General features: G+C 71.8%; 16 protein-coding genes. 6 read left to right on the forward strand and 10 right to left on the reverse strand.

What is annotated here, in order from left to right:
• Positions 1 to 80: 80 nt before the first annotated feature.
• Both ACZ7CF_RS20910 and ACZ7CF_RS20915 read right to left on the reverse strand, forming a co-directional pair.
• Positions 81 to 818: an SDR family NAD(P)-dependent oxidoreductase gene (locus tag ACZ7CF_RS20910; RefSeq protein ID WP_360393700.1), complete on the reverse strand. Its 738-nt coding sequence runs from the start codon at positions 816 to 818 to the stop codon at positions 81 to 83.
• Positions 815 to 2737: a serine/threonine-protein kinase gene (locus tag ACZ7CF_RS20915; protein ID WP_470370308.1), complete on the reverse strand. Its 1923-nt coding sequence runs from the start codon at positions 2735 to 2737 to the stop codon at positions 815 to 817. Before ACZ7CF_RS20915 ends, ACZ7CF_RS20910 begins: the two co-directional genes overlap by 4 nt.
• A gap of 135 nt (positions 2738 to 2872) precedes the next feature.
• Between ACZ7CF_RS20915 and ACZ7CF_RS20920 the strand changes: the two genes are divergently transcribed.
• Positions 2873 to 3547, forward strand: a complete 675-nt coding sequence (locus tag ACZ7CF_RS20920; protein ID WP_470370309.1) for a Clp protease N-terminal domain-containing protein — start codon at positions 2873 to 2875, stop codon at positions 3545 to 3547.
• Here ACZ7CF_RS20920 and ACZ7CF_RS20925 read toward each other — a convergent pair.
• Positions 3501 to 4469, reverse strand: a complete 969-nt coding sequence (locus ACZ7CF_RS20925; protein ID WP_470370310.1) for a helix-turn-helix transcriptional regulator — start codon at positions 4467 to 4469, stop codon at positions 3501 to 3503. The genes ACZ7CF_RS20920 and ACZ7CF_RS20925 overlap by 47 nt on opposite strands.
• Before the next feature lie 94 nt (positions 4470 to 4563).
• On the opposite strand from ACZ7CF_RS20925, the gene ACZ7CF_RS20930 reads away from it, so the two are divergent.
• The 3 genes from ACZ7CF_RS20930 (at position 4564) to ACZ7CF_RS20940 (ending at position 6141) form a co-directional block, all read left to right on the forward strand.
• Entirely contained in the window at positions 4564 to 4974 is a 411-nt protein-coding gene (locus ACZ7CF_RS20930; protein WP_360393712.1) for a VOC family protein, read from the forward strand.
• A 60-nt stretch (positions 4975 to 5034) separates the two neighbouring features.
• Positions 5035 to 5517 carry a hypothetical protein gene (locus ACZ7CF_RS20935; RefSeq protein ID WP_360393715.1) on the forward strand — a complete coding sequence of 161 codons (483 nt, stop codon included), beginning with the start codon at positions 5035 to 5037 and terminating at the stop codon, positions 5515 to 5517.
• Positions 5518 to 5733: 216 nt separating this feature from the next.
• Entirely contained in the window at positions 5734 to 6141 is a 408-nt protein-coding gene (locus ACZ7CF_RS20940; RefSeq protein ID WP_360393718.1) for a protein-tyrosine phosphatase family protein, read from the forward strand.
• On the opposite strand, the gene ACZ7CF_RS20945 is transcribed toward ACZ7CF_RS20940, so the two are convergent.
• From ACZ7CF_RS20945 to ACZ7CF_RS20955, 3 genes are read right to left on the reverse strand one after another with little or no spacing between them, the layout of a single operon-like run.
• The gene (locus tag ACZ7CF_RS20945; protein WP_360393721.1) at positions 6134 to 6664 is read right to left on the reverse strand and encodes a GNAT family N-acetyltransferase; all 531 of its coding nucleotides are present in this window, start codon (positions 6662 to 6664) and stop codon (positions 6134 to 6136) included. The genes ACZ7CF_RS20940 and ACZ7CF_RS20945 overlap by 8 nt on opposite strands.
• A gap of 10 nt (positions 6665 to 6674) precedes the next feature.
• Entirely contained in the window at positions 6675 to 7376 is a 702-nt protein-coding gene (locus ACZ7CF_RS20950) for an MOSC domain-containing protein (RefSeq protein WP_360393724.1), read from the reverse strand.
• A 10-nt stretch (positions 7377 to 7386) separates the two neighbouring features.
• Positions 7387 to 7776 carry a MerR family transcriptional regulator gene (locus ACZ7CF_RS20955; protein ID WP_360393727.1) on the reverse strand — a complete coding sequence of 130 codons (390 nt, stop codon included), beginning with the start codon at positions 7774 to 7776 and terminating at the stop codon, positions 7387 to 7389.
• Positions 7777 to 7837: 61 nt separating this feature from the next.
• Here ACZ7CF_RS20955 and ACZ7CF_RS20960 point away from each other — a divergent pair, with 61 nt between their 5' ends.
• Positions 7838 to 8872, forward strand: coding sequence for an aldo/keto reductase (locus ACZ7CF_RS20960; protein WP_470370611.1), 1035 nt, complete (start codon positions 7838 to 7840; stop codon positions 8870 to 8872).
• Positions 8873 to 8992: 120 nt separating this feature from the next.
• Here the strand turns inward: ACZ7CF_RS20960 and ACZ7CF_RS20965 are convergent, their stop codons facing one another.
• Genes ACZ7CF_RS20965 through ACZ7CF_RS20975 form a run of 3 tightly spaced genes read right to left on the reverse strand, consistent with a single transcriptional unit; the run spans position 8993 to position 12158 of the window.
• Positions 8993 to 10114, reverse strand: coding sequence for a hypothetical protein (locus tag ACZ7CF_RS20965; RefSeq protein ID WP_470370311.1), 1122 nt, complete (start codon positions 10112 to 10114; stop codon positions 8993 to 8995).
• Positions 10111 to 11625, reverse strand: a complete 1515-nt coding sequence (locus tag ACZ7CF_RS20970) for an alkaline phosphatase D family protein (RefSeq protein WP_470370312.1) — start codon at positions 11623 to 11625, stop codon at positions 10111 to 10113. Before ACZ7CF_RS20970 ends, ACZ7CF_RS20965 begins: the two co-directional genes overlap by 4 nt.
• Before the next feature lie 11 nt (positions 11626 to 11636).
• Complete coding sequence (locus ACZ7CF_RS20975) at positions 11637 to 12158, reverse strand: FAD-dependent oxidoreductase (protein WP_470370313.1); 522 nt, start codon at positions 12156 to 12158, stop codon at positions 11637 to 11639.
• Positions 12159 to 12224: 66 nt separating this feature from the next.
• Here ACZ7CF_RS20975 and ACZ7CF_RS20980 point away from each other — a divergent pair, with 66 nt between their 5' ends.
• Complete coding sequence (locus ACZ7CF_RS20980; protein ID WP_360401206.1) at positions 12225 to 12692, forward strand: GbsR/MarR family transcriptional regulator; 468 nt, start codon at positions 12225 to 12227, stop codon at positions 12690 to 12692.
• Here ACZ7CF_RS20980 and ACZ7CF_RS20985 read toward each other — a convergent pair.
• Positions 12631 to 13173, reverse strand: a complete 543-nt coding sequence (locus tag ACZ7CF_RS20985; RefSeq protein WP_458431650.1) for a TetR/AcrR family transcriptional regulator — start codon at positions 13171 to 13173, stop codon at positions 12631 to 12633. The two genes, ACZ7CF_RS20980 and ACZ7CF_RS20985, sit on opposite strands and share 62 nt — an antisense overlap.
• Positions 13174 to 13179: the final 6 nt, after the last annotated feature.

The following is a 13179-nucleotide window of genomic DNA, read 5'->3' on the forward strand; positions in this document are numbered from 1 at the left end:
CAGCGACGGTAGTGGTCTAGACCGGTTGCCGGGAAGGTCGGCAGCCGACCGGAACTGGTTCCGGTCGTGGCAGCAGGAGATCAGCGCAGGTACGAGGCCCCGTTGACGTCGATGACCGTGCCGCTGGCCCACGTCGCGGCCGGGGTCGCGAGCCACGCGACGGCCGCCGCGACCTCCTCGGGTTCCGCGACCCGCCCGAACGGGCTCTGCCCGCGGATGGCGTCACCGGCGGGCCCGGCCAGCAGGTCCGTGACCATGTCGGTGCGCACGAACCCCGGCGCCACCGCCGCCACCGCGATCCCCTGCGGTGCCAGTGACTGCGCCAGCGACTGGGTCAACGCGTGCAGCCCCGCCTTCGCCGCACCGTAGGCGGGCGCGTCGGGTTCGCCCCGGAACGCGCCGCGCGACCCCACGTTGATGATCCGCCCGCCCTCTGGCAGGTGCCGCACGGCGTGCCACGCCAGGTCGGCCGGCCCGTACAGGTTGAGCTCGACCGTGCGCCGCCACGCGTCCTGCCACTCGGCGAAGCTCGTCGCGGTGATCGGGTGCAGGAAGTACACGCCCGCGTTGTTCACCAGCACGTCGAGCCCGCCGAGCCGCTCGACCGCTTCGGTGACGACCTGCTCGGCCTCGCCCGCGGCGATGTCGCCCCGCACGGTCACGTGGCCGTCGCCGGGCAGGCCCGCGGCCACCTCCGCGGCCTGCTCCGGGTCGCTGCGGAAGTGCACGGCGACCCGGTGCCCGTCGGCGGCGAGCGCGTGGGCGATGGCCGCTCCGATGCCCCGGGAGGCACCGGTCACGAGTGCGCGCCTGGTCACGGCGACTGACTGTCGATCATCCACTTGCCGTTCACCTGCACCAATGTGTACGTGTTGCGCTCGGTCGTCGTGACCGCCCCGCCCTTGCGGTACGTGAGCGTCGCTGCCACCACGTTGTCGCCTTGCGGCGCGAAGTCGGACAGGTCGACGCTGCTGAACTGGCCCCACCACTGCTGGTATTCCTGGAACGTCGGCGTCCTGGTCGCCTTGAACCTGTCCGTCAGCGTCGCGTACCCGGCTTCGAGGTTGCCGGGGATCAGCGCGTAGTACGCCGTCAGCGCTTCCTGCGCCGTGCCCGGCGTCGTCGCGGGCGGCGGGGTCGCGGTGTTCGGCGGGACGACCGGCGTGGTCGTCGTCTCCTGCGGGGTCGTGGTCTCCGCTGCCGTGGTGGTCGGCTGCTGTGACTGGGACTGCTGCGGCTGCTGCTGGGACTGGCTCGCCGCCGGCGGGTTCGCCGAGCCGGTCGGGTCGTTCCCCGCCTGCTCCCGGTCCCCCTTCGGCCACAGCAGGAACGCGCCGACACCCACCGCGATCACCAGGACGATGATGCCGAGGAGGGCGAGCGGGTTCCTGCGGCGTTCCTCCTCCTGGGCGGACCGGACGGGCGCGGCCGGGGTGGCGGGCTCAGGCCGTGCCGGTGCCGGAACGGGCTGCGCGGGTTCGGGCTGCACGGGTTCGGGCTGAGCGGCCTCCGGCGTGGTCGCTGCGACCGCGGTCTTCTCCGGTGCCGCAACGGGTTCCGCGGGGGGCGCGGCAGGCTCCGCGGGGGGCGCGTCGGCGGTGTCCGCGGGCGGCGGCTCCACGGCGGCGGCTGCTTCCGGCTCCCCGGCTGCCGCGGCGGCGACCGCTGCCTCCGGCTCGCTCGCCTCCGCACCGGCGTTCCCGGCCTCGTCAGCGCCGGCCTCGTCAGCGCCTGCCTGGTCCGCGTCGGCCTTCTCCTGCTCGGCATCGGCCTTGCCCGGCGCCGTCAGACCCGCTGCCTCCGCCTGCGCCGCACCGGCCACGAGCCCGGCCGCCGCCGCACCGGCCGCCGAGGCGCCCGCCTTCTTCTGCTGCTTGGCCTTCTCCTCCGGCTGCGCCTCGACCGGCAGCTCCACCGTCGCCGGGATGACGACCGTGGCCTCGGACGCCTGCGGCGTCTCGTTCACGACGGCGGCCAGCAGGTGCACGGCCTCCTCCATCGTGGGGCGGCGCTCCGGGTCGGTGGCCAGCAGGCGGAACAGCACCGGCGAGAGCAGCGGGCCGGCGTTCGCGGGCGGCATGATCGAGCCGCTCGCCACGCGGTGCAGCATCGCGATGTGGTTGTCGGCCGCGCCGAACGGCGGCGTGCCCTCCACGGCGTTGTAGAGCGTGGCGCCGAGGGAGAAGACGTCGGACGGGAAACCGGCTTCCTCGCCGCGGGCGATCTCGGGGGAGAAGAACGCGGGGGTGCCGACCGTGCCGGTCGCGGTGGCGGTGCCGTCGTCACCGGTGGCGCGCGAGACGCCGAAGTCGGTGATCTTGACCTCCTGGTCGCCGATCAGCACGTTGCCCGGCTTCACGTCGCGGTGCTGGATGCCGTTGCGGTGCGCGGCGGCCAGAGCGGCGGCGGTGTAGCAGCCGATGCGGGCGACCTCGCGCGGCGGCAGGGTGCCCTGCTCGGCGATCACCGCCGCGAGGCTGCGCGAGGGGAGGTACTCCATGATCAGCCACGGCTGGCCGTCGTCCTCGACGGCGTCGTACACGCGAATCGCGTTCGGGTGCTCCAGCCGGGCGGCCAAGCGCGCTTCGCGCATGGCCCGGTGCTTGGCGCGGTCGATCTTGGAGTCGTCGAGTCCCGCCAGCACGAGCAGCTCCTTGGCTGCGACGACGCGGTGCAGGTTCTCGTCGTAGGCCTGCCACACGACACCCATGGCGCCCTGGCCGACTTTCGTCCTCAACCGGTATCGGCTCCCGATGAGCCGCTTGTTCTCCTCCACGACGTGTGCTCTCCCTGTCCCCTCGATCACCTACAAGTGTGACGGGCGACGCGATGTCGATTGACTGTAACCCCTACTGGGGGTACAGATGGGGTTATGCCTAAAGTCAACGTGTACCTGCCGGACGACCTGGCCGAGGCCGTCAAGGACCTCAACATCCCGCTTTCCGCGATCTGCCAGCGTGCACTCGAAGGTTCCGTCAAACGCATAGCCGCCATCCGGGCGGTGAAACCCGAAGACCTGGTGAGAGGGTCGGACCGGATCGAGAGCTTCACCCAGCGCGCCAAGGACGCCCTCCGGCTCGCCGTCGAGGCTGCGGGCGGACAACCGAGCGTGACCAGCGAACACCTGGTGGAGGGACTGCTGCGCGAAGGGGGGAACCTCGCGCTGGACGTCCTGCAGGCCATCGACATCGATCCCGCGACCCTGCGCCACACCTCCGCCTCCGAGGGTGCCGCTCCTGCCGGGCTGGCGGCCGACGCGGCGAACGCGCTGGAGCTGGCCGTCGTCGAGGCGATCGCACTGGGCCACAACTACGTGGGTTGCGAACACCTGCTGCTCGGTCTGGTCGCCGAACCGGAGGGGGCGGGCGGTCAGGTGCTGCGGGACCGCGGTGCCGACCTCAAGTCCACCCGGCGCGCGGTGCAGACGGCGCTCGCGGGCATCGTCCACCTCAAGAAGCAGCAGCAGAGCACGCCGGACGCGGCGAAGGTCCTGGAAATGATCATGAGTCGGCTGGCCCGGCTGGAGCGGCACGCGGGTATCGGCTGACCAGCTCCGCCCCGATGGCGGCCAGGTGGTCGCGGACGGACTCTGGCGACTCGACGGTGACCAGGCCGCCCCAGCCGGCGACGTTGCGCGCGAGGTCGAGCGGCCGGGGCGCGGTCAGCTCGACCCGCGTCCGGTCGCCGAGCTCCGCCACGACCGTGCAGTGACGGCCGTGCTGGTGCCGGAAGACGTCGAGGAACCGCGTCGGCACCACCAGCACGGCCGTGGTCTCCGCCCGCCTGCGCTCCACCTCCGTGACGACCGAGTCCCAGGCACCGGCGAGCTCGAAGCCGGCGGGACGGCTCGCCTGCTCGTCGGTCAGCGCCGCTTCCCGCACCCGGTCCAGCCGGAACGTGCGCTGACCGTCCGGCGTCCCGGCCACGAGGTACCAGGTGCCGTCCTTGTCGACGAGCCCCCACGGGTCGACCACGCGCTCGCTCGCCCCGGCACCGCGCTTCGCGTAGGTCAGCCGCACCTTCCGCTGCCGCACCACGGCCTGCTGCAGTGCCGTGACCAGCGCCGGCCGGTCGCCGGTGTGCTCGCCCCAGGCCGCGGTGTCGACGACGACCGCCTCCGCTGCCGCCTGCGCGTCGGCCCGGAACGTGCCCGGCAACGCCCGGACGAGCTTGCGCAGCGCCGACCTCACCTGCGGCGCGACGGCCGCCGCCGGTCCGGCGACCAGGAACAACGCCTGCGCCTCGGCCGCGGTGAGCCCGCTGAGGTCCGTGCGCGCGCCACCGACCAGCGACCAGCCGCCGCCCCGGCCCGGCTGCGGGTACACGGGCACCCCGGCCGCGGACAACGCCTCCAGGTCGCGCCGGGCGGTGGCCGTGGAGACCTCCAGCTCCTCGGCGAGCTCCGCGGCGGTCACCCGGCCGCGGGCCTGCATCAGCAACAACATGGCCACGAGCCGGTCTGCGCGCATGTCGACAGCTTCCCGGTCAAAGTGCTCAGAAGATGAGCACTTCACAGCCGAAGCTGGGGGACATCAGCAAGTCGGACCTGCGAAGGAGAACGAGATGTTGCGAGGCATGTCGACCGTGTCCTACTACGCCGACGACCTGGCGGAGGCGCGCGCCTGGTACACCGAACTGCTGGGCGTCGAGGCCTACTTCGAGCGCCGCACACCGGACGGGCTGCTGGCCTACGTCGAGTTCCGCATCGGCGACCACCAGGCGGAGCTGGGGCTGGTGCACCGCGGTTTCGAGGTCACGCCGTCGGACGGGCCGTCCGGGGCGGTCCTCTACTGGGCGGTGGACGACCTGCGGGCGACGCTGGACCGGCTGTTCGAGCTGGGGGCGGAGGTGCACGACGAACCGCGGGTGCGCGGCGAGGGGTTCGTGACGGCGTCGGTGGTCGACCCGTTCGGCAACGTGCTCGGCGTGATGACCAACGTCCACTACCTCGCGGTGCTGGCCGGGCAGGGGTGAGCCGGGACCGGTCTTGCGCGGAAAGGCCCGCTGTGCTGCTCGGACACCTATGCTGCAGGGATGACGACGCAGCTCGCCATCACGGGGCACCGGGGGCTCTCCGCCGAGCTGGAGGCGGAGGTCGACCGGATGATCCGGGCCGCCGTGACCGCGGACGACGACGTGGTCGGGGTGTCCTGCCTGGCCGACGGCGCGGACGCGGTGTTCGCCCAGGCCGTGCTGGACGTGGGCGGCGAACTGGTGGCCGTGCTGCCCGCGGTGGAGTACCGGGCGTCGCTGCCGGAGGAGTTCCGGCCCGTCTACGACCGGTTGCTCGCGGAGGCGGGCCGGGTGGTGCAGCTGCCGTTCGTGACGCCCGACCCGACCGCCTACATGGAGGCGGGCAAGCGGATGGTGGACGAGCTGGGGGAGTCCGCCGCCCTGCTCGCGGTGTGGGACGGGCTGCCGGGGCGCGGCCCTGGCGGCACGGCGGACGTGGTCGCCTACGCGCGGTCGCGGGGCGTGCCGGTCACGGTGCTGTGGCCCGAGGGCGCGAGCCGGTGAGACGCGGTCACCGCGCACACGCCGTCGGCGCAGCTCCTGGCGCGGGGGCTGGTGGCGGTGCACACCGGGCGCGCGGACGCTGCTGGTATACACGGCGGTGCTCATGGTGTCGTCCGGCGTCGTGCCGGCCGTCGCCGACCAGCTGACGTTGAGCTCCCGGCGCCGGTGGTGTTGCTGTCCGGTGACGCCGGCCGAGCACCATTTGGGGGGAAGTTCGTGAAGACGGTTCAGCTACCGGACGGCGCCGAGGTGACCGGTCGCGGCCTGCGCGACGGCAGGCTCGTCGAGCCCGCCCCTGCCTACGGCCTCTACCTCCAGGCGCGCGCGGTCGACCTGCCGTGGGAGCACGACTGGGTCGAGTGGCCTGACTTCCGCCTGCCCCGCGACCCCGCGGCGGCGATCGGGTTCATCCGCGCGCTGCACCGGCGCGCACTGGCCGGTGACAGGGTCGAGGTGGCGTGCAGCGGCGGTGTCGGCCGCACCGGCACCGTGATCTCGTGCCTGGCGGTGCTCTCCGGGGTGCCCGCGGACGAGGCGGTGGCGTGGACCCGTGCCCACTACCACCGCCGTGCCGTGGAGACGCCGTGGCAGAAGCGCTGGGTGCGCCGGTTCCCGGTCAGCTAGCGGGCTCCAGCACACCGAACCACTGCTCGGCGCCGAAGGCGTCGAACCGCTCCACCTCGGTGAACCCCAGCCGCTTCGCGAGCCGCAGCGAGCTCTCGTTGGCCACCCGGGTCGTGAGCACCAGCGGCTCACCGGGCAGCGCGGCGGCGAACCACCCCAGTGCCGCCGCGCACGCCTCGGTGGCGTAGCCGTTGCCCCACGAGGCGGGCAGGAACAGGTAGCCGAGCTGGTGCTCGCCGCCTTCTGGCCGGTAGTGCCCCGGCTGGTCGGGCAGCCGCCGGTCGAACGTGACCATCCCGATCGTCTCGCCGTCCAGCTCGACGGCGAAGAACCCGAACCGGCGGCCCGGCACCTCCGGGGCCGCGGCCTCGACCTCGGCCCGCGGCTTCGAGCCGCCGATGTGGGTGCCGACCTCGGGTGAGGAGAACAGCTCGACGAACGCCGCGCGGTCACGTGCCTCGGACTGGCGCAGCACCAGCCGTTCCGTCTTGATCGGGGAAGGCGGCCACCCTGGTTCGGTCATGATCTCGAAGCTACCCGTCCGAGGGCACCCGGCTCGCCGCGATCTCCGGCGACAGGTCGATCACCGTCCGCCGGTGCACCAGTTCGAGGACCTCCGGCGGCACCGCGTCGCCCGCCTCCAGCAGGCTGGGCAGCAGGGCGGCCTCCGTGGTGATGGCGCGCAGGAACAGCTCGACCGTGACGTCGTGGCCGGGGCGGTGCACGACGGTGATCTCGTCGCCGGGCGCGACCAGGCCGGGTTCGAGGACGCGGAAGTAGGCGCCGGGCCGTGCCTCCTGCGTGAACCGCTTCACCCAGCCGGGCTGGCCGAGGAACGTCGCGAACGTGCGGCACGGCACGCGCGGACCGGTGACCTCCAGCACCGCGGTGCCGACGCGCCAGTGTTCACCGACGCGCGCGTGGGTGTGGTCGATGCCCTGGGTCGTGAGGTTCTCGCCGAACTGGCCGTTGTCCAGCTCGACGCCGAGCTCGGCCTGCCACCAGTCGAGGTCCTCGCGGGCGTAGCCGTACACCGCCTGGTGGGCGCCGCCGTGAACCGTCCAGTCGCCGATCTCGTCACCGGCCACGCCGCTGCCGGCCGAACCCTTGGGGCCGACCGGGCCGACCCGCAGCGGTCCGTCGACCGGGCGCTTGTCGATGCCGGTGGTGCCGGCGCGGGCGTAGTCGACCGGGACGGTCTTCGAGGCGACGTTCAGCGAGAGCACTACTGGCATGGCATCGACATTATTGGCCGACTGCCCTCGATGCGATCGAATTGACGTAGTCCTGGTATTTGCCCACCTTGTAGGTGATGAGGTCCAGGCACTCCTGCAGCCGCGCCATCTGCTCGCGGACCCGGTCCTGGTGCTCCTTGAGGATGTCGAGGCGCTGCAGCTCGTTGCCGTCGCCCTGGCGGACCAGCTCGGTGTAGCGGCGGATCTCCGGGACGGGCATTCCGGACATCCGCAGCATGATGCACATGCGCAGCCAGTCCACGTCCTGCTGCGTGTACACCCGGCGACCGCCCGGTCCTCTGTGGACCTCGTGGGCGAGGATGCCCTCCTTCTCGTAGAACCGGAGCGCGTGCACGCTCAGCCCGGTGTGTTCGGCGACCTCGCCGATGCTCATCCCCATGCCCCGAGCATAGGTTCTTGACCTAGAGGCGGCTCTAGTTCGTACGTTCTCGCTCATGACGATGCGCTATCGCGTACTTGGGGGAACGGGCATCGAGGTCAGCCACCACTGCCTCGGCGCCATGATGTTCGGGAACGTGGCCAACGCCGACCACGGGGAGGGCGTGCGGATCATCCACCGCGCGCTGGACGCGGGGATCAACTTCGTCGACACCGCCGACATGTACTCGGCAGGGGAGTCCGAGGAGATCGTCGGCAAGGCGCTCGCCGGCCGCCGCGACGACGTGGTGCTGGCGACGAAGGTGCACTTCCCGCTGACCGACGGCCGCAACCGCAGCGGCAACTCGCGGCGGTACATCATGCGCGCGGTCGAGGACAGCCTGCGCCGGCTCGGCACCGACTGGATCGACCTGTACCAGGTGCACCGGCCGGACTGCTCGACCGACGTCGAGGAAACGCTGTCCGTGCTCACGGACCTGGTGCGGGACGGCAAGATCCGCGCGTTCGGGTGTTCGACGTTCCCGGCGGAGGAGATCGTCGAGGCCCACCACGTGGCGCTGAACCGCGGCTTCCTGCGGTTCCGCACCGAACAGCCGCCCTACTCGCTGCTGGCGCGCGGGGTCGAGCGCTCGGTGCTGCCCACGGCCCAGCGGCTCGGCATGGGCGTGCTGGTGTGGTCGCCGCTGGCCAGCGGGTTCCTGTCGGGCAAGCACCGCAGGGGCGCGGCGGCCGAGGCGTTCCGCGCGACGCTCACGCCGGACAGGTTCGACGAGTCGCTGCCGGGCAACGCCGCGAAGTTCGACGCCGTCGAGCAGTTCGCGAAGCTCGCCGACGAGATGGGCGTGACGCTGCCCGCGCTCGCGATCGCGTTCGTGACGACGCACCCCGCCGTGACCTCGGCGATCACCGGGCCGCGCACGATGGAGCAGCTGGAGTCGCTGCTGGAGGGCGCCGACCTGGTGCTGACCGACGACGTGCTGGACCGCGTCGACGAGATCGTGCCGCCCGGCACCGACACCTACGACGTGCACGGGTTCTGGAAGCCCGCGTCGCTGGTGGACGTCCACCGGCGACGCAGGCCCCTGGACCTCCGCTGAGCAGGTTGCCAGCTGTCGTGCCTTCGCCCCCTGGCTCTGCTGGCGTCTGCAAGCACCACCAACTCAACATCCTTGGGAAGCAACGAGGGGTCGGGCAAGGCTTCTGGCCAGGGGCTCAGCTCACCACGCCTGGGTCGTGAGGCCCGTGCCGAGGTAGACCTGGTCGAACCCGTTGCCGTCGTTGTCGTCGGTGTAGACGACGCTGACGCGGCCCCACGGGTCGACGCCCACGGCCGGTTCGTCCTGCCTGCCGGTGGCGGTCGAGACCGTGAGCTGCCGCGGCGGCCGGCCCGTGGTGGTGCCGTCCGGGTTGTAGACCACCGTGTGCACGTCCTGCGCCTCGGCCGTGGTCACCGCGACGCCGCGCTGGTCGTCGACCCCGATCTGCGGGTCGGCGCCGGTGGTCTGCGCGGTCGTCCCTGTGGCCGCACCGGCCGCGGTGAACGACTGGGTCCGCACCCCGGCGCTCTCCCACGCGACCGCGAAGTCGCCGTTGAAGTTGGCCGCCACGGCGGGACGTTTCCCCGTTCCCGTCGTGGTCTGCGCCTGCTTCACGCCACCGGACGGGGTGAGGATCTTGCGGGCCACGGTCGCATCGGCCTCCCACACCACGACCGCGTTGGCGGCCGCACCCATGGCGACCTGCGGCTTGGCGTGCGTGCCACCGGCGTTGTTGACCTGGGCCTCGTAGGTCTTGCTGGTCAGGGACGCGAACCCGGCGATCCGGACGGTCGACGGGTCGGTGCCCTGCTCGTCCTCCCACGTCACGGCGAAGTGCGCGGTGTCCGGGTCCGCCGCCACGCTCGGGAAGTGCTGCTGGCCGTCGGCGCTCGCGTTGGCGGTGCCGGAACCGGAGACCGTCCCGGTGGCCGACACCTGGCGGACCGCGATGTTGTAGTAGCCGTTGCCGTCCGGGTCCTCCGACCACACGACGACAGCGCTGCCGTCCTCGTGCAGCGCGACGTCGGGCTGCCAGTGCCGCCAGTCGCCGGTGCCGCCGGTGCTGAGCTTCTTCTCGTAGACCGGCGTGCCCTCCCGGTAGAGCCGGATCCAGACGTCGGAGTGGACCGGGTCCTCGGGGGTGGCGGTGTCGCGGTCGTCCTCCCACACGACGGCCGTGTAGCCGTTGCGGGTGGCGGAGACGGCGGCGTTGTCCTGGTCACCGGTCGAGTCGCTGTTGACCGTGGACCACGTCATGGGGGCGGGGGCGAGGAGCAACGAGGCGATCAGCAATGTCTTCACGGCGCCTGCAATCCGGGGTTGTCCGCCTCGACCACGTAGCTCTGCACGGTCTTCACCGGGTAGTCGCGGACGGTGACCTTGTCGACGGCGCGGAAGTCGACCCGCATCTCGGTGCTCGTGGTGCGGGTCTTCACGTAGCCGCGCAGGTTCTTGAAGAACTTCACGTGCGGGTTGAGCGTCGGGTTGAGGCTGTTGTCGGCGGCGTTGCCGTCACCGCCGGAGGTGACGGACGTGGTCACCAGCTCGGTGCCGATGATCCGGTTCTGCGACTGGTAGGACTGCATGAGGTTCGCGGCCCAGCTGCGGTGCACGTCGCCGGTGAGCACGACGGTGCCCTTGTTGCCGTTGGTGTCCCACGCGTTCTGGATGCGCGTGCGGTTGGCGGTGTAGCCGTCCCAGGCGTCCATGCTCTTCGACCCGTCCGCAGCGGCCAGCCGTTGCGCGAAGAACACCTGCTGGCCCAGGAAGTCCCAGGTGCCGAGCTTCTGCCGCAGGCCGTCGATCAGCCAGCTCTCCTGAGCGGTGCCGGTGAGCGTGCGGGCCGTGGCGTCGGCGTCCGGGCAGACCTTCGTGCCGTCACCGCACGCCTGGTCGTCGCGGTACTGGCGGGTGTCGAGCAGGTGGAACGTCGCCAGGCTGCCCCAGCGGACCCTGCGGTGCAGCAGCATGTTCTCCGCGCTCGGCGCCTGGGCGGAGCGCAGCGGCATGTGCTCGTAGTACGCCTTGTACGCCGCCGCCCGGCGGGCCTTGAAGTCACCGGCGGGGCTGGAGTCGTTGCGGACCAGGTTGGCGTAGTTGTTCTCGACCTCGTGGTCGTCCCACACGACCAGCCACGGCGCGGTCGCGTGCGCGGCCTGCAGGTCCGGGTCGGTCTTGTACTGCGCGTGCCGCACCCGGTAGTTCGCGAGCGTGCTGATCTCGCCGGCGGGTGCGAACTTGCGGACCTTCGTGGTGGTGGCCGCGCCCTCGTAGATGTAGTCGCCCAGGTGCAGGATCAGGTGCGGGTGCTCCTCGGCCATCCTGCGGTAGGCGGTGAAGTAGCCCTCCTCGTAGTGCGAGCAGGACGCGAAGAGCATGGACAGCTCGGGGGAGGTGCCGGCGGCGGGTGCGGTGACCGCGCGGCCGACGGGGGAGATGTGGCCGTCGGCGCGGAAGCGGTACCAGTACTCGCGGCCCGGTTCCAGGCCGGTCAGCGTGACGTGGACGGAGTGCGCACTCGCCGGCACCGCGGTGACCGTGCCGGTGCGGGCGATGCCCGTGAAGCGCTCGTCGGTGGCGACCTGCCACTCGACGGAGGTGGTGGTGTTCGGCATGCCGCCGAGACCGTCGGCGTTGAGGGGGGTGGGGGCGAGGCGGGTCCAGATCACGAACCCGTCGGCCGCCGGTTCACCGGACGCGACGCCCAGGGTGAAGGGGTAGCCGATCGCGTTGGCCAGCCGGGGCACGAACACACCCGCGCTCGCTCCGGCGAGACTTCCCACGATGAAGGTGCGTCTCCGTAACGTGGTCATGCCTCGCAGGCTTACCCGGCGCGAGTAAAGGACCGCCTAACGGCGGTGGTATGCGGTCTTAATGTGCTCTCCCACCACGAGAACGCGTCGTGGTGGTCGCGGTGCAGGTCGAGTCCGTCCGCCAGTGCCTCCGCCGAGCTCAGCGGCAGCCGTGTGTCCCGCACGGCCCGGTGGAGCAGCGCCACGTGGTCGCGTGACCAGGCGTCGAGGCGCAGGCCCGGTAATCGCTCCGCCTGGCAGCAGGGTTGCGCGCACACGACGATGTCGAACCACTCGTCGTGACCGGGGAACGCGACGGTGACGCCGAACCGGTCCGGGCACAGGGCGGTGACCGGGTCGTGGCGGGTCTCGTAGTGCAGCGGGTGTGGCAGCGCGGCGAGCCGGCGGGCGGCGTGGCGGTCCGGTCCGAGCACCGGCATCGGTTCCTGCCGCACGCCGTGGTCCAGGACGACGACGTGCCAGTCGCTGCGGGCCAGCCGGAGAGCGGTCGCGAGCCCGGCGGTCCCGGCTCCGACGACGAGTGCTGTGGCCATGACCTGCCCCTTCCCCCTAGGATTGAGGCTAGCGAACGTTCAGAAATTTCTGAAGACTGGGGCACTGTGACGGGCGAGACAGACCGCAGGCAGGTGGCCGAGCACCTGGCGCTGACGCTGGTCGGCGCCGGGATGCAGCGGATGGCCGCGCGCGTGCTCGCCGCGTTCTTGTTCACCGACGAGGACTCGCTGACCGCGGGCGACCTGAGCGAGGAGCTCGGCGCGAGCGCGGGGTCGGTGTCCGGCGCGGTCAAGATGGTCATGCAGATGGGGCTGATCGAACGCGTGCCGGTGCAGGGCAGCCGCCGTGAGCACTACCGGATGCGCGACCGGGCGTGGACGACGCTCTACGGCCGCCAGCACGCCCCGATCGACGACATCCTCGACGCCGTCGCACGCGGGGTCGAGTCGGTCGAGCCGGGGCCCGCCCGTGAGCGGCTGGTCTACATGCGGGACTTCTACGAGTTCCTGCTCAGCGAGGTGCCGGCGCTGGTGGAGCGGTTCGAGCAGCGCCGAAGCGAATCCCGTCCATGACGAGGTCGAGCATCCTGCGGGCCTGAGCCGGGTCGTCGTTCTGGGCGACGGCCACGAGCATCGCCATCACGTCCGCGGGCTCGTTGCGGGCACCCAGCGGTTCCAGCAGCTCCCGCAACGCGCCGACCATCTTCGCGCGGCTGTGCTCGAACGGGTTCACGCCGCTCGCGATCACCGCCTGCAACGCGTCCTTGAGGTCGCGCTTCGTCGCGATGTAGGCGGTGAAGCGGTCCATCCACGCCCGCAGCGCCTCCTCGGCCGGCAGGCCGGCGAGCGGGGCCAGGTCGCAGAGCTTCTCCAGCTCCGCGCGGTAGACGGCCTCGATCAGCGCCTCGCGGGTGGGGAAGTGCCGGTACAGCGTGCCGATCCCGACGCCCGCCTTCTTGGCGACGGCGCCGAGCGTCACGTCCTTCCCGTGGGTGAACGCGTCGAGCGCCACCTCGAGCAGCAACGCCCGGTTGCGGGCGGCATCAGCACGCACTTCGAA

This window comes from Lentzea sp. NPDC036955, from assembly GCF_055608005.1.

Bases quoted from the DNA above. Each gene is read 5' to 3' on its own strand.
- ACZ7CF_RS20920 (WP_470370309.1), top strand. From the start codon at position 2,873: ATGCCTAAAGTCAACGTGTACCTGCCGGACGACCTGGCCGAGGCCGTC.
- ACZ7CF_RS20925 (WP_470370310.1), bottom strand. From the start codon at position 4,469: ATGCGCGCAGACCGGCTCGTGGCCATGTTGTTGCTGATGCAGGCCCGC.
- ACZ7CF_RS20930 (WP_360393712.1), top strand. From the start codon at position 4,564: ATGTTGCGAGGCATGTCGACCGTGTCCTACTACGCCGACGACCTGGCG.
- ACZ7CF_RS20935 (WP_360393715.1), top strand. From the start codon at position 5,035: ATGACGACGCAGCTCGCCATCACGGGGCACCGGGGGCTCTCCGCCGAG.
- ACZ7CF_RS20945 (WP_360393721.1), bottom strand. From the start codon at position 6,664: ATGACCGAACCAGGGTGGCCGCCTTCCCCGATCAAGACGGAACGGCTG.
- ACZ7CF_RS20950 (WP_360393724.1), bottom strand. From the start codon at position 7,376: ATGCCAGTAGTGCTCTCGCTGAACGTCGCCTCGAAGACCGTCCCGGTC.
- ACZ7CF_RS20955 (WP_360393727.1), bottom strand. From the start codon at position 7,776: ATGGGGATGAGCATCGGCGAGGTCGCCGAACACACCGGGCTGAGCGTG.
- ACZ7CF_RS20960 (WP_470370611.1), top strand. From the start codon at position 7,838: ATGCGCTATCGCGTACTTGGGGGAACGGGCATCGAGGTCAGCCACCAC.
- ACZ7CF_RS20970 (WP_470370312.1), bottom strand. From the start codon at position 11,625: ATGACCACGTTACGGAGACGCACCTTCATCGTGGGAAGTCTCGCCGGA.
- ACZ7CF_RS20975 (WP_470370313.1), bottom strand. From the start codon at position 12,158: ATGGCCACAGCACTCGTCGTCGGAGCCGGGACCGCCGGGCTCGCGACC.